15 protein-coding genes are annotated in these 20,598 nt (G+C 65.7%); 8 read left to right on the forward strand and 7 right to left on the reverse strand.

Annotated elements, in window-relative coordinates; translation table 11 throughout:
- Positions 1-135: 135 nt before the first annotated feature.
- Positions 136-1,770, reverse strand: coding sequence for a dihydrolipoyllysine-residue acetyltransferase (gene aceF, locus N7422_RS06140; protein ID WP_279805663.1), 1,635 nt, complete (start codon positions 1,768-1,770; stop codon positions 136-138).
- Positions 1,771-1,783: 13 nt separating this feature from the next.
- On the reverse strand, positions 1,784-4,429 hold the full coding sequence (aceE, locus tag N7422_RS06145; RefSeq protein WP_279805664.1) for a pyruvate dehydrogenase (acetyl-transferring), homodimeric type: 2,646 nt from the start codon (positions 4,427-4,429) through the stop codon (positions 1,784-1,786).
- A 383-nt stretch (positions 4,430-4,812) separates the two neighbouring features.
- Between aceE and glnE the strand changes: the two genes are divergently transcribed.
- The 8 genes from glnE to N7422_RS06185 all read left to right on the forward strand — a co-directional run bounded on the left by glnE (position 4,813) and on the right by N7422_RS06185 (position 14,941).
- A complete protein-coding gene (gene glnE / locus N7422_RS06150) occupies positions 4,813-7,746 on the forward strand; it encodes a bifunctional [glutamate--ammonia ligase]-adenylyl-L-tyrosine phosphorylase/[glutamate--ammonia-ligase] adenylyltransferase (protein WP_279805665.1) in 2,934 nt (977 codons plus the stop codon).
- Between the two features lie 234 nt (positions 7,747-7,980).
- Complete coding sequence (gene waaF / locus N7422_RS06155) at positions 7,981-9,030, forward strand: lipopolysaccharide heptosyltransferase II (protein WP_279805666.1); 1,050 nt, start codon at positions 7,981-7,983, stop codon at positions 9,028-9,030.
- Positions 9,031-10,089 carry a lipopolysaccharide heptosyltransferase I gene (gene waaC, locus N7422_RS06160; RefSeq protein ID WP_279805667.1) on the forward strand — a complete coding sequence of 353 codons (1,059 nt, stop codon included), beginning with the start codon at positions 9,031-9,033 and terminating at the stop codon, positions 10,087-10,089.
- Entirely contained in the window at positions 10,089-11,213 is a 1,125-nt protein-coding gene (locus tag N7422_RS06165) for a glycosyltransferase family 4 protein (protein ID WP_279805668.1), read from the forward strand. Before waaC ends, N7422_RS06165 begins: the two co-directional genes overlap by 1 nt.
- Entirely contained in the window at positions 11,210-12,016 is an 807-nt protein-coding gene (gene rfaP, locus N7422_RS06170; protein ID WP_279805669.1) for a lipopolysaccharide core heptose(I) kinase RfaP, read from the forward strand. Before N7422_RS06165 ends, rfaP begins: the two co-directional genes overlap by 4 nt.
- Positions 12,016-12,750, forward strand: a complete 735-nt coding sequence (locus N7422_RS06175; RefSeq protein ID WP_279805670.1) for a lipopolysaccharide kinase InaA family protein — start codon at positions 12,016-12,018, stop codon at positions 12,748-12,750. The genes rfaP and N7422_RS06175 overlap by 1 nt, the downstream gene beginning before the upstream one ends.
- Complete coding sequence (locus tag N7422_RS06180) at positions 12,747-13,499, forward strand: lipopolysaccharide kinase InaA family protein (protein WP_279805671.1); 753 nt, start codon at positions 12,747-12,749, stop codon at positions 13,497-13,499. The genes N7422_RS06175 and N7422_RS06180 overlap by 4 nt, the downstream gene beginning before the upstream one ends.
- The gene (locus N7422_RS06185) at positions 13,499-14,941 is read left to right on the forward strand and encodes a lipopolysaccharide kinase InaA family protein (protein WP_279805672.1); all 1,443 of its coding nucleotides are present in this window, start codon (positions 13,499-13,501) and stop codon (positions 14,939-14,941) included. The genes N7422_RS06180 and N7422_RS06185 overlap by 1 nt, the downstream gene beginning before the upstream one ends.
- A gap of 55 nt (positions 14,942-14,996) precedes the next feature.
- Here the strand turns inward: N7422_RS06185 and N7422_RS06190 are convergent, their stop codons facing one another.
- The 5 genes from N7422_RS06190 to N7422_RS06210 all read right to left on the reverse strand — a co-directional run bounded on the left by N7422_RS06190 (position 14,997) and on the right by N7422_RS06210 (position 20,544).
- Positions 14,997-15,173 (reverse strand): hypothetical protein, encoded by a 177-nt coding sequence (locus N7422_RS06190; protein ID WP_279805673.1) that lies wholly within the window; start codon positions 15,171-15,173, stop codon positions 14,997-14,999.
- Positions 15,170-16,282 (reverse strand): PepSY-associated TM helix domain-containing protein, encoded by a 1,113-nt coding sequence (locus tag N7422_RS06195; RefSeq protein ID WP_279805674.1) that lies wholly within the window; start codon positions 16,280-16,282, stop codon positions 15,170-15,172. Before N7422_RS06195 ends, N7422_RS06190 begins: the two co-directional genes overlap by 4 nt.
- 154 nt (positions 16,283-16,436) lie before the next feature.
- Complete coding sequence (locus N7422_RS06200; protein ID WP_279805675.1) at positions 16,437-18,869, reverse strand: TonB-dependent siderophore receptor; 2,433 nt, start codon at positions 18,867-18,869, stop codon at positions 16,437-16,439.
- Between the two features lie 203 nt (positions 18,870-19,072).
- Positions 19,073-20,029: a FecR family protein gene (locus N7422_RS06205; protein ID WP_279805676.1), complete on the reverse strand. Its 957-nt coding sequence runs from the start codon at positions 20,027-20,029 to the stop codon at positions 19,073-19,075.
- Positions 20,026-20,544, reverse strand: coding sequence for an RNA polymerase sigma factor (locus N7422_RS06210; protein WP_279805677.1), 519 nt, complete (start codon positions 20,542-20,544; stop codon positions 20,026-20,028). Before N7422_RS06210 ends, N7422_RS06205 begins: the two co-directional genes overlap by 4 nt.
- Positions 20,545-20,598: the final 54 nt, after the last annotated feature.

The following is a 20,598-nucleotide window of genomic DNA, read 5'->3' on the forward strand; positions in this document are numbered from 1 at the left end:
CGGTGGGAGCCGGCTTGCCGGCGAAGGGCCCTGACAGGCAAAAAAAAGCCCCGCCAAATTGACGGGGTTGAGGTACGAGCGTGGCAGCTCGAAAAGGGTACCTGCCTCCACGAAGGGAGGCAGGCTGGCTGCGTGTTACAGCAGCATGGTGCGGATATCGCCCAACACGTCGCCCAGGCGCTTGGTGAAGCGCGCGGCGGCGGCGCCGTTGATCACGCGGTGATCGTAGGACAGCGACAGCGGCAGCATCAGCTTCGGCTGGAAGGCCTTGCCGTCCCAGACCGGCTGCATGGTCGCCTTGGACACACCGAGGATCGCCACCTCCGGCGCGTTGACGATCGGCGTGAAGCCGGTGCCGCCAATGTGGCCGAGGCTGGAGATGGTGAAGCAGGCGCCCTGCATCTCGTCGGCCGACAGCTTCTTGGTGCGGGCTTTTTCGGCCAGCGAAGCGGCTTCGGCAGCCAGTTGCAGCAGGCTCTTCTGGTCGACGTTCTTGATCACCGGGACCAGCAGGCCATCCGGGGTGTCCACGGCGAAGCCGATGTGCACGTATTTCTTGCGGATGATCGCCTTGCCGCTTGGCGCCAGCGAGCTGTTGAAGTCCGGCAGTTCCTTGAGCAGGAAGGCGCAGGCCTTGAGCAGCAGCGGCAGCACGGTCAGCTTGACGCCGGCTTTCTCGGCCACGGCCTTCTGCGCGACGCGGAAGGCTTCCAGCTCGGTGATGTCGGCGGAGTCGAACTGGGTCACGTGCGGCACGTTCAGCCAGCTGCGGTGCAGGTTGGCGGCGCCGACCTGCATCAGGCGGGTCAGGGCGACCTCTTCCACTTCACCGAACTTGCTGAAGTCCACGGCCGGGATCGGCGGGATGCCGGCACCACCGGTAGCACCGGCGGCCGGGGCTTCCTTGGCCTTCTGCATCATGGCCTTGACGTAGACCTGCACGTCTTCCTTGAGGATGCGGCCGTGCGGGCCGGTCGCGCTGACCGCGCCCAGGTCGACGCCGAATTCACGGGCCAGCATGCGCACGGCCGGGCCGGCGTGGACCTTGGCGTTGCTGCCGGCGGCCGGCGCGGTGGCGACCGGAGCTGGCGCGGCGGCCGGGGCGGCGGCGGCAGGCGCGGCCGCTGGAGCAGCCTCGGCCTTGGCAGGTGCTGGAGCCGCGGCCGGAGCCGGGGCGGCAGCCGGAGCGGCGCCTGCGACTTCGAGCTTGAGGATCAGGTCACCGGTACCGACTTCGTCGTCCAGTTTGGCGATCACTTCCTTCACCACGCCAGCGGCGGGCGACGGGATCTCCATGGAGGCCTTGTCGGACTCCAGGGTGATCAGCGACTGGTCGGCTTCGACGGTGTCGCCGGCCTTGACCAGCACTTCGATGATCTTGGCCTTGCCCGACGAACCGATATCCGGCACGTGGATGTCCTGCACGCTGGCGGCTGCCGGGGCTGCGGCAGGAGCAGGGGCCGCTTCGGCAGCCGGTGCCGGGGCAGCAGCTGGAGCCGGGGCGGCAGCGGCCGGAGCCTCGGGCGCCGCGGCGGCACCCTCGACTTCCAGAACCAGCAGCTCGTCGCCTTCTTTCAGGCGGTCGCCCAGCTTGACCTTCAGTTCCTTGACCACACCGGCCTTCGGCGCGGGGATCTCCATGGAGGCCTTGTCGGACTCCAGGGTCAGCAGGCTCTGGTCGGCCTCGATACGGTCACCGACCTTGACGAACAGCTCGATGATTTCACCTTCACCGCTGCCGATGTCAGGTACGCGAATGAGTTCGCTCACTTAAAAATACTCCTCAGCAGTCCAGTGGGTTGCGCTTGTCCGGATCGATGCCGAACTTGACGATGGCGTCAGCGACAACCTTCGGTTCGATCTCGCCACGGTCAGCCAGGGCTTCCAGGGCAGCCAGCACCACGAAGTGGCGGTCGACTTCGAAGAAGTGACGCAGCTTCTTGCGGCTGTCGCTGCGACCGTAGCCATCGGTACCCAGGACCTTGAACTCTTTGCTCGGCACCCACTGGCGAATCTGCTCGGCGAACAGCTTCATGTAGTCGGTGGAGGCGATGACCGGGCCCTTGCGACCAGCCAGGCACTCTTCGACGTAAGTCTGCTGAGGCTTCTGGCCAGGCTTGAGGCGGTTGGCGCGTTCCACGGCCAGGCCGTCGCGACGCAGTTCGTTGAAGCTGGTGACGCTCCACACGTCGGCGCCGACGTTGAACTCTTCACGCAGGATCTTCGCCGCCTCGCGGACTTCGCGCAGGATGGTGCCGGAGCCCATCAGCTGTACGTGGTGCGCGGCTTCGCGGGTGTCTTCTTCGAGCAGGTACATGCCCTTGATGATGCCTTCCTCGACGCCGGCCGGCATGGCGGGCTGCTGGTAGGATTCGTTCATCACGGTGATGTAGTAGAAGATGTCCTGTTGCTCTTCGGTCATCTTCTTCATGCCGTCCTGGATGATCACCGCCAGCTCGTAGCCGTAGGTTGGATCGTAGGTGCGGCAGTTCGGGATGGTGCCCGCCATCATGTGGCTGTGACCGTCTTCGTGCTGCAGGCCTTCACCGTTGAGGGTGGTACGGCCGGCGGTACCGCCGATCAGGAAACCACGGGTGCGGCTGTCGCCAGCGGCCCAGGCCAGGTCGCCGATACGCTGGAAGCCGAACATCGAGTAGAAGATGTAGAACGGCAGCATCGGCTGGTTGTGGCAGCTGTACGAGGTACCGGCGGCGATGAACGACGACATGGCGCCGGCTTCGTTGATGCCTTCCTCGAGGATCTGGCCCTTCTTGTCCTCGCGGTAGAACATCACCTGGTCTTTATCGACTGGCTCGTAGAGCTGGCCGACCGACGAGTAGATGCCCAACTGGCGGAACATGCCTTCCATGCCGAAAGTACGGGCTTCGTCCGGGATGATCGGGACGATGCGCTGGCCGATGTCCTTGTCCTTGACCAGCTGCGCGAGGATGCGCACGAAGGCCATGGTGGTGGAGATTTCGCGGTCGCCCGAGCCGTCCAGGATTGCCTTGAGGGTTTCCAGTGGCGGGGTCGGCACGCTGAAGCTCTTGGCGCGACGCTGCGGCACGAAGCCACCCAGGGCGGCGCGACGCTCGGCCAGGTACTTGGCTTCGGCGGAGCCTTCTTCCGGCTTGAAGAACGGCAGGTTCTCAAGGTCGGCATCCTTGACCGGGATGTCGAAGCGGTCACGGAAGTGACGCAGGCTGTCGACGTCGACCTTCTTGGTGTTGTGCGCGGTGTTCTTGGCTTCGCCGGCACCGGTACCGTAACCCTTGATGGTCTTGGCCAGGATGACGGTCGGCTGCTCCTTGTGGTTCACAGCCTGGTGGTACGCCGCATAGACCTTGTACGGGTCGTGGCCGCCACGGTTGAGCTTCCAGATCTCTTCGTCGGACAGGTCTTCGACCATGGCCTTGAGTTCCGGGGTGTTGAAGAAGTTCTCACGGACGTACGCGCCGTCTTTGGCTTTGTAGTTCTGGTACTCGCCGTCGATGACTTCGTCCATGCGACGCTGCAGGGCGCCGTTGGTGTCCTTGGCCAGCAGTGGGTCCCAGAAACGGCCCCAGACCACCTTGTTGACGTTCCAGCCACCGCCACGGAACACGCCTTCGAGTTCCTGGATGATCTTGCCGTTGCCGCGAACCGGGCCGTCGAGGCGCTGCAGGTTGCAGTTGATGACGAAGATCAGGTTGTCCAGCTTCTCGCGGCCGGCCAGGGCGATCGCGCCCAGGGATTCCGGCTCGTCGCACTCGCCGTCGCCCATGAAGCACCAGACCTTCTGCTTGCCGGCCGGGATGAAGCCACGGGCTTCCAGGTACTTCATGAAGCGTGCCTGGTAGATCGCCTGGATCGGGCCCAGGCCCATCGACACGGTCGGGAACTGCCAGAAGTCAGGCATCAACCACGGGTGCGGGTACGAAGACAGGCCTTTGCCGTCCACTTCCTGGCGGAAGTTGTTCATCTGCTCTTCGTTGATGCGGCCTTCCATGAAGGCGCGGGCGTAGACGCCTGGCGAGGCGTGGCCCTGGAAGAAGATCAGGTCGCCGCCGTGTTCTTCGGTCGGGGCCTGGAAGAAGTAGTTGAAGCCGATGTCGTACAGGGTGGCGCTGGAGGCGAAGCTGGAGATGTGTCCGCCCAGGTCCGAGTCTTTCAGGTTGGTGCGCATGACCATGGCCAGGGCGTTCCAACGCACCATCGAGCGAATGCGGCGTTCCATGAACAGGTCGCCAGGCATGCGTGCTTCGTGGGTGACAGGGATGGTGTTGCGGTATGGCGTGGTGATTGCGTACGGCAGCTGGGAGCCACTGCGGGTGGCCAGCTCGCCCATGCGGGTCATCAGGTAATGAGCGCGGTCTTCGCCTTCTTTGTCGAGGACCGACTCCAGGGCATCCAGCCATTCCTGGGTTTCGATTGGATCGAGGTCTTGCATGGCTTGCTCCAGGGCGGAAAGGCCACCAGAATCGATGGCCTGAGTTTGCGACTGGCCTTATGGGCAGACGTCGTGAATTCTTGGATTACCGGACAGTCATCCGGCGCGGTGTAGTTTTACTACAAATGCTTTCGCATTTCATGCTTTGGCGCATCAGGAGTAGTAGTAAAACTACACAAATGCGACGTTTGGTCGCATCCCGGGTTGTGAGGAAAAACGTTCATGTTGGTTGGAAGCATGTTGCGAGCGGGTGAATCTTGATGAGTTTTGCCAATCTTTCGTCTATTTCAGCTATTTCCAACTTTTGTACGACAGTCCAACCGTGTTCCAGCCCCTATTTTGTCCCCTCAACCGCTCTCTTTCACGCCGATCAAGGATAGACCATGCGCCTGCCTTTGCCGTTCGATCTGCCCGTCGCCCTCCAACCACTGGTCGCCCGCAACGAACAGTTCCTGCGTGATGCCCTGGCCGGCCATCCTCATCTGGATTTCGACACGCTGAGCGCAGACCACCGGCGCCAGTTCGGCCAGGTCGCCGCCGCCAGCGACTTCGTCCTGGCGCAGGCCCAGCGCGACCCGACGATGCTGTTCGACCTGCTGAGCTGCGCAGCGATGGATCGCGCCTACGCGCCGGGGCAGTTGCGCGCGCACATCCATGCCGCCGCCCAGGCCGCCCAGAGCGAGGACGAGCTGGCGCGCAACCTGCGTCGCGAGCGCAATCGCCAGCAGTTGCGCATCATCTGGCGCGACATCACCCGCCAGGCGGCGCTGGCCGAGACCTGCCGCGACCTGTCCGACCTGGCCGACGCCAGCATCGACGAGGCTTATCAATGGCTGTATCCGCGCCATTGCCAACAGTTCGGCACACCCATCGGCAACCGCAGCGGCCAGCCTCAGCACATGGTGGTGCTGGGCATGGGCAAGCTCGGCGCGGTGGAGTTGAACCTGTCGTCCGACATCGACCTGATCTTCGCCTTCCCCGAAGGCGGCGAGACCGAGGGTGTGAAGCGCTCGCTGGACAACCAGGAGTTCTTCACCCGCCTGGGCCAGCGCCTGATCAAGGCCCTCGACCCGGTCACCGTCGACGGTTTCGTGTTCCGCGTCGACATGCGCCTGCGTCCCTATGGTTCGGCTGGCGCGCTGGTGCTCAGCTTCAATGCCCTGGAACAGTACTATCAGGATCAGGGTCGCGACTGGGAGCGCTACGCGATGATCAAGGCGCGGGTGGTGGCCGGCGACCAGGCTGCCGGCGCGCAGTTGCAGGAGATGCTGCGGCCGTTCGTCTACCGCCGTTACCTGGACTTCTCCGCCATCGAGGCGCTGCGCACCATGAAGCAGCTGATCCAGCAGGAAGTCCGGCGCAAGGGCATGGCCGACAACATCAAGCTTGGCGCTGGCGGCATTCGCGAGGTGGAATTCATCGCCCAGGCCTTCCAGCTGATCCACGGCGGGCGCGACCTGAGCCTGCAGCAGCGCCCCCTGCTGAAGGTGCTGGCAACCCTGGAGGGGCAGGGCTACCTGCCTCCGGCCGTGGTGTCCGAGCTGCGCGAGGGCTATGAGTTCCTGCGCTACACCGAACACGCCATCCAGGCCATCGCCGACCGCCAGACGCAGATGCTGCCGGATGACGAGACCGATCGCGCGCGCATCGCCTACATGCTCGGCTACGCCGACTGGAACGCCTTCCACGACCAGCTCATGCAGTGGCGTGGGCGTATCGACTGGCACTTCCGCCAGGTGATCGCCGATCCGGACGAAGACGAGGCCGAGGGCGAGCTGGTGGTCGGTGGCGAATGGTCGCCGCTGTGGGAACAGGCCCAGGACGAAGAAGCCGCAGGGCGTCAGCTGGAAGAGGCCGGTTTCCGTCAGCCAGCTGAGGCCCTGCGCCGGCTCAATGCGCTGCGCGTCAGCCCGACCCTGCGATCGATGCAGCGTATCGGTCGTGAGCGGCTGGACGCCTTCATCCCGCGCCTGCTGGCCCAGGCGGTGGAACACGACAACCCGGACCTGGTGCTGGAGCGCGTGCTGCCGCTGGTCGAGGCCGTGGCCCGGCGCTCGGCCTACCTCGTGCTGCTCACCGAGAACCCAGGCGCCCTGCGTCGGCTGCTGACCCTGTGCGCCGCCAGCCCGTGGATCGCCGAGCAGATCGCCCGTTACCCGCTGCTGCTCGACGAGCTGCTCAACGAAGGCCGGCTGTTCAGTCCGCCGTTGGCGCCGGAGCTGGCCGCCGAGCTGCGCGAGCGCCTGACGCGCATCCCCGAGGACGATCTGGAGCAGCAGATGGAGGCCCTGCGCCACTTCAAGCTGGCCCACAGCCTGCGGGTGGCCGCTTCGGAGATCAGCGGCAACCTGCCGTTGATGAAGGTCAGCGACTACCTGACCTGGCTGGCCGAGGCCATTCTCGACCAGGTGCTGGCCCTGGCCTGGCGCCAGACCGTGGCGCGTCATGGCCAACCTAAAAGAAGCGACGGCAGCCTGTGCGACCCGGGCTTCATCATCGTCGGCTACGGCAAGGTCGGCGGCATCGAGCTGGGGCATGGCTCCGACCTCGACCTGGTGTTCATCCACGACGGCGATCCGAACGCCGAAACCGATGGCGCCAAGCCCATCGATGGCGCGCAGTTCTTCACCCGGCTGGGCCAGCGCATCATCCACCTGCTGACCACCCAGACCAACTCTGGCCAACTGTACGACGTGGACATGCGCCTGCGTCCCTCCGGTGCCTCGGGCCTGCTGGTGAGCTCGCTGGGCGCCTTCGAACGCTACCAGCAGAACGAGGCCTGGACCTGGGAACACCAGGCGCTGGTGCGGGCCCGCGTGCTGGTGGGTTGCAATCAGGTGGCGACGGCGTTCGAAGCGGTACGGGCGAAGGTCCTCGGCCAGCCCCGCGACCTCGCCAAGCTGCGCGTCGAAGTGAGCGAGATGCGCGCCAAGATGCGCGACAACCTGGGTACCAAGGTCACTGCCGCCGGTACCGCGGGCAACGCCTTCGAGGCCGGTCAGCCGTTCGATATCAAGCAGGATGCCGGCGGTATCGTGGATATCGAATTTATGGTGCAATACGCCGCTTTGGCCTGGTCCCATGACCATCCGGCCATCCTGCGCTGGACCGACAATATCCGCATCCTCGAAGAACTGGAGCAGGCCGGGCTGATGCCCGCCGCCGACGCCGTGCTGCTGCGCGAGGTGTACAAGGCGTTTCGTTCGGCCTCTCACCGCCAGGCCCTGCAGAAGCAGGCTGGGGTGATCGATGCGGCGCAGTTTGTCGATGAGCGTCGTGAGGTGCGGCGGATCTGGGGTGAACTGGGTCTGACCTGAGATTGTTGGGGCCGCTGTGCGGCCCTTTCGCGACACAAGGCCGCTCCTACAATTGGCCGGCGTATGCAGTGCCTTTGTGGGAGCGGCCTTGTGTCGCGAAAGGGCGGCAAAGCAGCCCCAAAGGCTCATGCCTCACCACCGGTGGTACACTGTCCGCCACATAGCCTGAATATAAAGAGGGGAGGCCGGGTTGTAGCGCAGCCTGCAGCCTCCCCGAATGTTTCTGGATAACGCATGAGAATACTGATCATTGGCCCCAGCTGGGTCGGCGACATGGTGATGGCGCAGACCCTGTTCCAGTGCCTCAAACAGCAGCACCCCGACTGCGTGATCGACGTGCTGGCGCCCGAGTGGAGCCGGCCGATCCTCGAGCGCATGCCCGAGGTACGCCAGGCCTTGAGCTTCCCGCTCGGCCACGGCGCGCTGGAACTGGCCACGCGCCGGCGCATCGGCAAGTCGCTGGCCGGCCAGTACGACCAGGCGATCCTGCTGCCCAACTCGCTCAAGTCGGCCCTGGTGCCGTACTTCGCCGGCATTCCCAAGCGCACCGGCTGGCGTGGCGAGATGCGCTACCTGCTGCTCAACGACGTACGCAAGCTGGACAAGGCCCGCTACCCGCTGATGATCGAGCGCTTCATGGCCCTGGCCTACGCGCCGGGCACCGAACTGCCCAAGCCTTATCCGCGCCCGAGCCTGCAGATCGAAGCTGCGAGCCGTGATGCCGCCTTGGCCAAGTTCGGCCTCGAGCTGGACCGTCCGGTACTCGCCCTGTGCCCCGGCGCCGAGTTCGGCGAGGCCAAGCGCTGGCCGGCCGAGCATTACGCCGAAGTGGCCGATGCGATGATCCGCCAGGGCTGGCAGGTCTGGCTGTTCGGCTCGAAGAACGATCACCCGGTCGGCGAGCAGATCCGCGACCGCCTGATCCCGGGCCTGCGTGAAGAGTCGTGCAACCTGGCCGGCGAGACTTCGCTGGCCGAGGCCATCGACCTGATGTCCTGCGCCAGTGCCGTGGTGTCTAACGATTCGGGGCTGATGCACGTGGCCGCCGCGCTCAATCGCCCGCTGGTGGCGGTGTACGGTTCGACCTCGCCTGGCTTCACCCCGCCGTTGGCCGAGCAGGTGGAAGTGGTGCGCACCGGTATCGAATGCAGCCCGTGCTTCGAGCGCACCTGCCGTTTCGGCCACTACAACTGCCTGCGCCTGCTGGAGCCGGAAAAAGTCATCGCCGCCCTGCACAGCCTGGGCGGGCCGAACCTGATCGATACCGTGGCCGAGGTCGACTGAGTGCGGGTACTGATCATCAAGACGTCGTCCCTGGGCGACGTCATCCACACCCTGCCGGCGCTGACCGACGCCGCCCACGCCATCCCCGGGATCCGTTTCGACTGGGTGGTGGAAGAGGGTTTCGCCGAGATCCCAAGCTGGCATCCGGCGGTCGACCAGGTGATTCCGGTGGCGATCCGCCGCTGGCGCAAGAACCTCTGGCAGACCATCAAGAGCGGCGAGTGGAAGGCCTTCAAGCAGCGCCTGCGCGAGCACAAGTACGACCTGGTGATCGACGCCCAGGGCCTGGTCAAGTCGGCCTGGCTGACCCGCTACGTGAAGGCGCCGGTGGCCGGCCTTGATCGCTATTCGGCGCGCGAAGGCCTGGCCAGTCGCTTCTATGACCGGCGCCTGTCGGTCGCCGTCGGCCAGCATGCCGTGGAGCGCGTGCGCCAGCTGTTCGCCATGGCGCTGGCCTACGACCTGCCGGAGGGGCTGGGCAACTACGGCCTCGACCTGAACCGCCTGCAACTGCCGCCCGCCGCGCCCTACGTGGTGTTCCTGCACGGCACCACCTGGGCCACCAAGCACTGGCCCGAAGCCTACTGGCGCGAGCTGGCCGAGCGCATGGGCCGGCGCAAGCTGCAGGTGATGCTGCCATGGGGCAATCCGGCGGAGAAGGCGCGCGCCGAGCGCATCGCCCAAGGCTTGAACAACTGCCAGGTGCTCCCCAAGTTGAACCTGGCAGGCGTCGCCCGCGTGCTTGCGGCCGCCAAGGCCTGCGTCGCGGTGGACACCGGCCTGGGTCACCTGGCCGCGGCCCTGGATGTGCCGACCATCTCGCTGTTCGGCCCCACCAACCCTGGTCTGACCGGTGCCTACGGACGCGCCCAGATCCACCAGGCGAGCGACTTCCCCTGCGCCCCGTGCCTGCAGAAGAAGTGCACCTACAAACCGAGCGCCGAGGACCTGCGCCGGTTCGATCTCAAACGCGAGTGGCCGCTGTGCTTCACTCGCCTGAATCCCGAGCATGTGGCGGGCCGCTTGAGCGCGCTGCTGCTGGCTGAGGATGTTCGTTGATGCAACTGGCTTTTGTGCTCTACAAGTATTTCCCCTTTGGCGGGCTGCAGCGCGACTTCATGCGCATCGCCCTCGAGTGCCAGAAACGCGGGCACCAGATCCGCGTGTACACGCTGATCTGGGAAGGTGACATCCCGCCGGGCTTCGAAGTGCTGGTGGCGCCGGTCAAGGCGCTGTTCAATCACCGTCGCAACGAAAAGCTCAGTGCCTGGATGGAAGCCGACCTGGCCAAGCGCCCGGTCGATCGCCTGATCGGTTTCAACAAGATGCCTGGCCTCGATGTCTACTACGCCGCCGACGGCTGTTTCGAGGACAAGGCCCAGACCCTGCGCGGCGGCCTGTACCGTCGCTGGGGCCGCTACCGCCATTTCGCCGAGTACGAGCGGGCGGTGTTCGCCAGGGATGCACACACCGAGATCCTGATGATCTCCGAAGTGCAGCAGCCGTTGTTCATCAAGCATTACGGCACCCCCGAGGCACGTTTCCACCTGCTGCCGCCGGGCATCTCCCAGGATCGCCGCCGCCCCGCCGACGCCGAAGCCATTCGTGCCGATTTCCGCAGGGAGTTCGGCCTGTCCAACGACGAGCTGCTGCTGGTGCAGATCGGTTCGGGCTTCAAGACCAAGGGCGTGGACCGCAGCCTCAAGGCCCTCGCCGCGCTGCCGTCGGCGCTGCGCAAGCGCACCAGGCTGATGGTCATCGGCCAGGACGACCCCAAGCTGTTCCAGGTGCAGAGCACGGCGCTGGGGCTGGGCGAGCAGGTGCAGTTCCTCAAGGGGCGCAGCGACATTCCGCGCTTCCTGCTCGGCGCCGACCTGCTGATCCACCCGGCGTACAACGAGAACACCGGGACCGTGCTGCTCGAGGCGCTGGTCGCCGGCCTGCCGGTGCTGGTGTCCAAGGTCTGCGGCTACGCCCACTACATCGCCGAGGCCGACAGCGGCCTGGTGCTGGACGAACCATTCGAGCAGGACCAGCTCAACGACTATCTGCAACGCATGCTCGAAGACGCCGGGGCCCGTGAGGCCTGGTCGCGCAACGGCGTGGCCTTTGCCGACAGCGCCGATCTGTACAGCATGCCGCAGCATGCCGCCGACGTGATCCTCGGTCAGGAGACCGCATGAAGCTGATACTGGCCGAACCGTTCAAGCGCCTGTGGGCCGGGCGTGATCCCTTCGAAGCCGTCGAGGGCCTGCAGGGTGAGGTCTACCGCGAGCTCGAAGGCCGCCGCACGTTGCGCACCGAGGTCGATGGCGCGGGTTTCTTCGTCAAGATCCACCGCGGCATCGGCTGGGGCGAGATCTTCAAGAACCTGTTCAGCGCCAAGCTGCCGGTGCTCGGCGCCGGCCAGGAATGGCAGGCCATCCAGCGCCTGCATGAAGTCGGCGTGCCGACCATGACTGCGGTGGCCTACGGCGAGCGTGGCGGCAACCCGGCCGCGCAGCATTCGTTCATCATCACCGAGGAACTGGCGCCGACCATCAGCCTGGAGGACTTCAGCCTCGACTGGGTGAAACAGCCGCCGCAGCCGCGCCTCAAACGCGCGCTGATCGCCGAGGTGGCGAAGATGACCGGTGGCATGCACCGCGCCGGGGTCAACCACCGCGACTGCTACATCTGCCATTTCCTGCTGCACACCGACCGCCCGGTGACGGCGGACGACTTCAGGCTATCGGTGATCGACCTGCACCGCGCCCAGACCCGAACCCGCATCAGCCGCCGTTGGCGCGACAAGGACCTGGCCGCCCTGTATTTCTCGGCCCTGGACATCGGCCTGACCCGCCGCGACAAGCTGCGCTTCCTGCGCGTCTACTTCCAGCGCCCGCTGCGCCAGGTGCTCAAGGACGAGGCCGCGCTGCTCGCCTGGTTGGAGCGCAAGGCGCAGAAGCTCTACGACCGCAAGCAACGTTACGGGGACGCACTCTGATGGCGAGCTGGAACCTGGCGCCGGAGTACGCGCACCTCGCGGCCGACTTCGGTAGCCTCGACGCCGTGTTCGCCATCAAGGGCGAACGCCTGACCCGCGACCCTCTGAGCGAAGTCATCCGCATCGAGCGGGACGGTGTCAATTACTACGTCAAACGCTACACCGGCGCAGGCAAGCACATGCGCCGCTACCTGGGCCGGCCGCGGGTCAAGGCCGAATGGCAGAACCTCAAGCAGTTCGCCAAGTGGGGCATTCCCACCGCCGATGTGGTCGCCTGGGGCCTCGAGCGCCAGGGCCTGGCCTTTGGTCGCGGGGCGATGATCACCCGTGAGTTGCCGCGTACCGAAGACCTGTCGGCCTTGGCCGAGCGCAACGACCCGCGCCTGCGCGATGCCGCCTGGGTCGACCATGTCAGCCGCCAGCTGGCCCGGCATACCCGGGCGATGCACGATCACCACTTCGCCCACAACGACCTGAAGTGGCGCAACCTGCTGGTGGACGACCAGGGCACGCTATTCTTCATCGACTGCCCGACCGGCGACTTCTGGCGCGGCTTCATGCTGCGCCACCGGCTGATCAAGGACCTGGCGTGCCTGGACAAGGTCGCCAAGTATCACCTGTCGGCGACCCAGCGCCTGCGCTTCTACCTGCGCTATCGCGGGCATGCGCGGTTGAACGCGCGTGACAAGAAGCGCATTCGCCAGGTGCTGAGCTTTTTCGAGGGAAGGGAATGACCGATTACCTGGCCAGCACCGACCTGGCGCTGCTGCAACGCCATGGCCTGGGCGACTTCGAAGCGCTCTGGGCCCTGCAGCTGGATGCCGTCGACGAACCCAACACCGGTCGCGGTGGCTGGAGCAGCGTGTTCCGCCTGGAGCTCGAGGGCAAGGGCTACTACCTCAAGCGCCAGAGCGACTATTTCACCCGCAGCCTGCACCGGCCGTTCGGCGAGCCGACGTTCGCCCGTGAGTTTCGCAATATCAGCCGCTACCAGAAGCTCGACATTCCGGCCCTGCAGGCAGTGTTCTACGGCGAGCGCAAGCAGGGTGGCCAGCACCGGGCGATCCTCATGACCCGGGCGTTGGACGAGTGGTCCGACCTGGAGCAATGGCTGAGCCGCTGGCCGCAGCTGTCTGCCGAGCAGCGCCAGGGCATCCTCCAGGCCTGCGGTCGGCTGGCGCAGACCCTGCACGCTGCCGGGCAGATGCATGGCTGCTTCTACCCCAAGCACATTTTCCTGCGCGAGCGCCGCGAGGGCTGGCAGGCCCAGCTGATCGACCTGGAGAAGACCCGCCCGCTGCTGTTCGGCGTGCGTGACCGGGTCAAGGACCTGGAGCCATTGCTGCGCCGGGCCCGGGCCTGGAGCGAAGCGGATGTGCGCGTGCTGCTCGGAGCCTATCTGGAGCAGCCGGCCGACAGCGCGCTGGTGTCCACCTGGTTGCAACGCCTGACGCAACGCCGTCGTCACAAAGAGGCCCGCTGATGCGCCTGTCTGAACTCAAGGACGCCGGGCGCAGCCCGGCATTGCCACTGACCGTTACCCTCGCCGATGCCGCCGGCACCGCCGACCTGCAGCTGCTCAGCCTGCTGCGCGTGCTGCCGGGGCAGCGTTACGTCGGTGCTGGTATCTGGCGCGGCACCCGGGTGCTGGCCAAGCTGCTGGTCGGCGGCAATGCCGCCCGCCACTTCCAGCGTGAACTGAACGGTGCCCGCCTGATGGCCGAGCAGGGCCTGACCACCCCTCGTCTGCTGGCCGATGGCCTGAAGGAAGGCGAGGGCGGCTGGCTGTTGTTCGAATACCTCGATCACGCCGAAAGCCTGGGCAATGCCTGGGCCAGGGTAGAGCACCTGCCGATGCTCGCGGACGAGCAGCACCTGGTGCTGGGCGAGGCGCTGACCGCGGTGGCGCAGATGCACGCCAAGGGCCTGTGGCAGGAGGACCTGCACCTGGACAACCTGCTGCGTCAGGACGGCAAGCTGTACCTGATCGACGGCGCCGGCATCAAGGCCGAGACCCCCGGCCAGCAGCTGTCGCGCCAACGCGTGCTGGAAAACCTCGGGGTGTTTTTCGCCCAGTTGCCCAAGCGCCTGGAACCTTTCATCGAGGAGGCGCTGGTGCACTACGTGCTGGCCAACGCCGAGCATGCGCTGCCACTGGAGGCGCTGCAGAAACAGGTGGACAAGGTGCGGGCCTGGCGCCTGAAGGACTATCTGGACAAGGCCGGGCGCGAATGCACGCTGTTCAGCGTCGAACGCGATCTCTCCGGGCTGCGGGCGATTCGCCGCGACGAGGTCGAGGCGCTGCTGCCGGTGCTCGAGCAGGCCGATGCGCTGATCGACCAGGGGCACCTGTACAAGACTGGCGGCGCGGCCAGCGTGGCGCGCATCGAGGTCGGCGGGCGCCGGCTGGTGCTCAAACGCTACAACATCAAGAACACCGCCCACTGGTTCAAGCGCTTCTGGCGTCCGAGCCGGGCCTGGCATTCGTGGATCGAGGGGCACCGCCTGGAGTTCCTCGATATCGCCACGCCACGGCCGCTGGCGGTGCTGGAGCAACGGGTAATGGGCTTGCGCAGCACGGCCTACCTGGTGACCGAGTACGCTGACGGGCCAGACCTGATCGAGTGCTTCGCGCCTTTCGTGGAAAGCGGCGAGGCGCCTGACGAGCAGGTCGAGGCGCTGGCGCGGGTGATGCAGCAGCTGATTCGCGAGCGCATCAGCCATGGTGATTTCAAGGGCCACAACCTGTTCTGGCAGAACGGCGAATGGTCGCTGATCGACCTGGATGCCATGTGCCAGCATGCCACCCAGCTCAGCTTCGCGCCCGCCTTTGCCCGTGACCGGGCGCGGTTGCTGCGCAACTGGCCGAGCGGCAGCGCGCTGCATCGGCGGCTGGACGAGGTGCTGCCGCGGCTGGCTGTTTGAGTGATCGACTTACGCGACCCCAGCAGGAGCGGCACAAGACCGCTCCTGCAACAGCCTAGCGCCGCCAGAACCCACTCAGGCCCAGGCCGGCCGAAGCCCCCAGCCCCACCCAGGCCAGCACATCCCAGACCCCATCCCCAAGCAGTGCGGCAAACAGCCCGACCGCACTGAGCACGGCGATCAGCGCCGGCCAGGCGAAGATCCTGCGGGTGCTTTGCGACTTGTGGCTCATGCCGGTACCTCCCGCGACTTGCGCTGCTTGCCCCACCACAGGTACAGGCCACTGCCGAGCACGATGATGGTCAACACATCGAGCAAGGCCCAGAGAATCTGCATTGGCCGGCCGCCGTAGTCTCCGAAATGCAGGGGCTGCGACAGGCCCATGGCATCCATGTACCAGGGGCGCTCGCCCACGGCCGTCACCTCCAGGGTGCGCGCGTCGATCAGTACCGGGGTGAACAGGTGCGAAGTCAGGTGCGTGGCGCCATTCATGAACACCGCATAGTGGTGCTCGCTGGAGAAGCGCGTGCCGGGGAAGGCGATGAAGTCCGGGCGCATGCCCGGTGCCGCCTGCTCGGCGATGCGCAGCAGCTCGGTGGCCGGGGCGCGCTCGGTGAGCGGCGGTGCGTCTCGGTAGGGCGCGACCATGGCCGCCAGGCTGTCGTTGCGCCAGGCGGCGATCACCAGGTCGGACAGGGCGCTGATCACGCCGGTGACGCCGACCACCAGGGCCCAGGTCAGGGTGACCGCGCCGATCAGGTTGTGCAGGTCGAGCCAGCGCAGGCGCCTGGACTTGTCGTGACGCACGGTGGCGAAGCGCAGGCGGCGCATGAACGGGGCATACAGCACGGTGCCGGAGACGATGGCGACAATGAATAGCACCCCCATGAACGCCAGCAGCAGCTTGCCGGGCAGCCCGGCGAACATGTCGACGTGCAGGCGCAGCATCAGCATCATGAAACCGCCGTTGGCCGCCGGCATGGCCACCGCTTCGCCGGTGCGCGCATCGAGCATGAAGGTGTGCGAATCGTCGGGGTGGGTGCCGGCGGAGGCGGCCATGATCGCGACCACGCCGTTGGGCTCGTCGTCTTCATAGCCGAAGTACTGCATCACCTCGCCGGGGCGGTGCTGTTCGGCCTTGAGCACCAGCTGCTGCAGGTCCAGGTGCGGGGTGTCGGCGGGCATCTCGCGCAGTTCCGGCGCATCGCCCAGCAGGTGCTCCAGTTCGTGGTGGAAGATCAGCGGCAGGCCGGTGAGGGCGAGCAGCAACAGGAACAGCGTGCAGACGAGGCTGCTCCAGGTGTGGATCGCTGACCAGCGGCGGATGGTTTGGCTTTTCATCACGGTTCCGTCTTTGCCTGAAGGATCGAGGGGCTGCTGTGCAGCCCATTCGCGGGCAAGCCCGCTCCCACAGGGAACGCGCCGATCTCAGGGTATGCGCATTTCCCGTGGGAGCGGGCTTGCCCGCGAATGGGCCGCAAGGCGGCCCCGTCACTCAGAACTTGTAGGTGGCGCTGGCGACGACGCTGCGTTGGTCCCCGTAGTAGCAGTAATACCCGTCGCAGGTGGACAGGTAGTCCTTGTTCAGCAGGTTGCTGGCGTTGACCGCCACCGAGGCGCCCTTGAGGCTGTTGTCCAGGCGGCCGAGGTCGTAGTGCACGGCGGCATCGAACACAGTGTAGGCCTTGCTCTTGCCGAGCCAGGTGTTGGCTTCGTCACCGTAGCGGTTGCCGGTGTAACGTGCGCCCAGGCCAATGCCGAAGCCGTCAAGCACTCCGGTATGCCAGGTGTAGTCGGCCCACAAAGAGGCCTGCTGGTTGGGCATCTGTTGCAGGCGGTTGCCTTTGTACTGCCCTTTCTGCACTTCGGACTTGGCCAGGGTGTAGGCGGCGATCACTTTCAGGTTGTCGGTGACATCGGAGACGGCTTCCAGCTCCAGGCCGTGGACCTTGACCTCGCCGGTCTGGCTGGAGACGGGCACCCCACCCACATTGTTGGTGACGGGCACGTTCTTCTGCTTGAGGTCGTACACTGCCGCCGACAGCAGGGTGTTGGAGCCAGGCGGTTGATACTTGACCCCCAGCTCCCATTGCTGGCCTTCGGTTGGCTTGAACGATTTCTCGATGTCAGCGCTCGAACCGCTGCTTGGCTGGAAGGACTCGGCGTAGGACAGGTACGGTACAAAGCCCGAGTCGAACACGTAGCTGAGCGCCGCATTGCCGCTGAACTGCTTGTCACGCTGGGTGTTGGTGGCATTGCCCTTGTTGAGGAACGTGGTGCCGGTATGCACCCAGTCTTCACGCCCGCCCAGGGTCAGGCGCCATTTGTCGAGCGCCATCTGGTCCTGGATGTAGAGCCCGGTCTGGACGGTTTTCTGGTTGTAGTCCAGATAGGCCGAAGCGCGGTCCGGACGGGTGATCGGCAAGCCATACACCGGGTTGTTGACGTTGGTGGGCGGCACGTTGAAGCCGTAGATGGAGAGGAAGTCGGAGTCGGTGCGCTGGTGGTCCAGGCCGATCAGCACGGTATGGCTGATATCGCCTGTGGTGAAATCGGCCTGGAAGTTGTTGTCGAGCGCGAACTGGCTGATGTCTTCATCGACGTTGGTGGACATGCGGCTGGCGTTGCCCTGGTTATCCACAGGGCCATCAGGTTGGTAGTAGCTGCCGACCGTGAGCGTCTGGAATGACAACTCGCTCTTGGTGTAGCGCAGGTTCTGGCGGAACTGCCAGACATCGTTGAAACGATGTTCAAAGGCATAACCCAGCGCGTAATAGGTGCGGTCGTAGTACTCGTAATCCGGGTCGCCCAGGTTCTTGTGGCGGGAGACCTTGCCGAACGGCATGTCGATCTTGGTGCCTTGTATCGGGTAGAACTGGCTGGTGGCACCGGTGTCGTCCCGAGTGAACTGGCTGAGGAAGGTCAGCGAGGTGTCTTCGTCGATGTTCCAGGTCAGGCTCGGGGCGATGTTGTAGCGCTTGTTGTCCATGTGGTCGATCTGCGTGCCACTGTCGCGCACCACGCCGCTGACGCCATAGAGGAACTGGCCCTGCTCATCGATCTTGCCGGTGCTGGCGAAGTTGATCTGACGGTGGTTGTCGCTGCCGTACTGCAGCTGGATCTCATGAGTGCTTTCAGCCTGGGGCCGGCGGCTGACCATATCCAGCAGGCCGCCGGGTGGTGTCTGCCCATACACCGACGAGGCCGGCCCACGCAGCAGCGCGAGGCGGTCGAGGTTCCAGGTTTCGGCTTTCGGGTTGGCATACACACCGCGGGGCAGGGGCAGGCCGTCTAGAAACTGAGTCGGCTCGAAGCCGCGCACGCGCATCCAGTCGTAGCGGGTGTCGCTGCCGAAACTGGCCGAGACGATGCCTGGCATGTACTTCACCGCGTCATCCAGGCTTTGCACGCCGCGGTCGCTCATCTGCTGGCGGGTGGCGACGGAAATGGAGCGTGGGACCTCGACCAGCGCGGTGTCGGTCTTGGTGCCGGCGGCTGTGCGCTTGGCGGTGTAGCCCTCGACCGGTCCCCAGGCGCTTTCGTAACTGCTGTTGGCGTTGATGTTGGTTTCCGGCAGCGCGAGGCTGCCCTCGGCCGTGGCTACCAGGCTGTAGCTGCCGGCGCTGCTCTGCTGCAGCTGCAGACCGGTACCGCGCAGGGCGGCCTGCAGGGCGCCGACAGCGTCGTACTGGCCACTGAGCGGTGCCGAGTTGCGTCCGCTGACCAATGCCGGATCCAGCGCCAGGGCGATGCCGGCCTGGCTGGCGATCTGGTTCAGGGTACTGGCCAGCGGTGCGCTGGGCAGATCGTAGGTACGTATGGCGGACTGTTCGGCGGCGAACAGGGCGGGGCTGGCCAACGGGGCGGCCAGGCCGATGGCCAGGGCCATCAGGCTGGGGCGAAGCAAAGCATCAACGGCACGGGACATTCAGCGGCTCCTCGACGAAATAGTGCTGACTGCTTCCTTGCCGAGCGAGATTGGGAAAGTGACAGGGTCTTTGGAAAAAATATCTGCGAGGGCTGGCGCTCAGCGCTGAATCGCTTCGGCTTCTTCGCGGGTAAACCCGCTCCCACAGGCATGGCGCATTCCCTGTGGGAACGGGTTTACCCGCGAATAGCGGCAGACGACGTTCATCTGGCGGAGACGGTCACCCACCACGACGTATGCCGTTCGATCTTCACCGGCAGTGCCGGCAGCAGCGACGCCAGGGCCAGGTCGGTGTCGTTCAGCGGGAAGCTGCCGCTCACGCGCAGGTTGGCCACCTCGTCGCTGGCGCTCAGGTGGCCGCTGCGGTACTGGCCAAGGGTGGCGAGCAGGTCGGCCAGGCGCACGTTGTCCACCACCAGCATGCCGCGGGTCCAGGCATCGCTGCCGACCGCCACCGGGCTGACCCGACCCAGGCCATCGGCGCTCATCAACACCTGTTCGCCTTCGCGCAGGACCTGCTCGTCGCCGCTGTTCTGCGGCCTGGCGGCCACGGACGACTGCAGGACCTCGAGGCGCGTCCCGTCATCCTCGCGCTTGACCAGGAAACGCGTACCCAGCGGCCTCAGGCGGCCCTCTTCGGTGCGTACCAGCAGTGGGCGACTGTCGTCATGACCGGTTTCCACTGAAATTTCGCCCTGGTGCAGGACGATCAACCGTTGTTCGCCCTGGAAATCGATATCCACGGCGGTCTTCGTGTTCAGGCTCAGCAAGGTGCCGTCTTCCAGGCGCAGGGTACGCATTTCGCCGGTGCCGGTGCGCTGGTCGGCCAGCCAGTAGTCCGGCGACAGGGTCGGCACGCCGGCCCAGGCCAGCAGGCAGCCGACCAGCAACAGCCCGGCCACGCCGCCACCCAGCCCACCCAGGCGCTGACGCATCCCGGCCCGGGACTGCAACAGGGTATGGCGCACCGGGCCTGCCACGGTGCTGACGCGCTGGTCCAGCACGCCGAGTTGCCGCCAGGCGCGGGCGTGCTCCTCGTGGGCGGCGTGCCAGCGCATGAAGGCGCTGCGTTCGTCCGGCGTGCCGCTGCCTTCGTCCAGGCACAGTTTCCAGGCGATGGCCGCTTCCAGCACTTTGCTGGACACCGGGCCGTTGTTCATGTCGGCTGCCCGTACAGGGCGATGTAGCACTGGCGCATGCCCTGGGCGATGTACTGGCGCACGCGTGACACCGAGACACCCAGGCGCTCGGCGATCTCGGCGTGGCCCAGGCCATCCAGGCGGTTGTGCAGGAAGGCCGCGCGAGCCTTGCTCGACAGCTTGCCGAGCAGGCGGTCGATGGCCTTGAGGTCCTCGAGGATCAGGTGCTGCACTTGCGGGGAGGGGTGTTCGGTCTCGGGCAGCAGGGCCAGTTCCGTCAGGTAGGCCTGTTCGAGGGCGGCGCGACGGAAGTGATCGAACAGCAGGCCCTTGGCCACCGCCACCAGGAAGGCGCGGGGTTCGCGGGGGACGTCCAGGCGCTCTCGACCGAGCAGGCGCACGAAGGTGTCCTGGCTCAGGTCCTCGGCCCTCTGGCGGCAGGCGGTGCTGCGCTGCAGCCAGGCGAGCAGCCAGCCGCGATGGTCGCGGTACAGCGCTCCGACCAGCTCGGTGTGTGGGCTGTGCACAGGCGTCAAAGGGCTTCCCCCGGGAAGAATGCGTTAACTAACGATAATTATTCGCGATTGTGG

The sequence above is a fragment of the Pseudomonas sp. GD04091 genome (assembly GCF_029836165.1).
Taxonomy (GTDB): domain Bacteria; phylum Pseudomonadota; class Gammaproteobacteria; order Pseudomonadales; family Pseudomonadaceae; genus Aquipseudomonas.

Coding starts and splice junctions, on each gene's coding strand:
- aceE (WP_279805664.1), bottom strand. CDS start 4,429: ATGCAAGACCTCGATCCAATCGAAACCCAGGAATGGCTGGATGCCCTG.
- glnE (WP_279805665.1), top strand. CDS start 4,813: ATGCGCCTGCCTTTGCCGTTCGATCTGCCCGTCGCCCTCCAACCACTG.
- waaF (WP_279805666.1), top strand. CDS start 7,981: ATGAGAATACTGATCATTGGCCCCAGCTGGGTCGGCGACATGGTGATG.
- N7422_RS06165 (WP_279805668.1), top strand. CDS start 10,089: ATGCAACTGGCTTTTGTGCTCTACAAGTATTTCCCCTTTGGCGGGCTG.
- rfaP (WP_279805669.1), top strand. CDS start 11,210: ATGAAGCTGATACTGGCCGAACCGTTCAAGCGCCTGTGGGCCGGGCGT.
- N7422_RS06175 (WP_279805670.1), top strand. CDS start 12,016: ATGGCGAGCTGGAACCTGGCGCCGGAGTACGCGCACCTCGCGGCCGAC.
- N7422_RS06180 (WP_279805671.1), top strand. CDS start 12,747: ATGACCGATTACCTGGCCAGCACCGACCTGGCGCTGCTGCAACGCCAT.
- N7422_RS06185 (WP_279805672.1), top strand. CDS start 13,499: ATGCGCCTGTCTGAACTCAAGGACGCCGGGCGCAGCCCGGCATTGCCA.
- N7422_RS06190 (WP_279805673.1), bottom strand. CDS start 15,173: ATGAGCCACAAGTCGCAAAGCACCCGCAGGATCTTCGCCTGGCCGGCG.
- N7422_RS06195 (WP_279805674.1), bottom strand. CDS start 16,282: ATGAAAAGCCAAACCATCCGCCGCTGGTCAGCGATCCACACCTGGAGC.
- N7422_RS06200 (WP_279805675.1), bottom strand. CDS start 18,869: ATGTCCCGTGCCGTTGATGCTTTGCTTCGCCCCAGCCTGATGGCCCTG.
- N7422_RS06205 (WP_279805676.1), bottom strand. CDS start 20,029: ATGAACAACGGCCCGGTGTCCAGCAAAGTGCTGGAAGCGGCCATCGCC.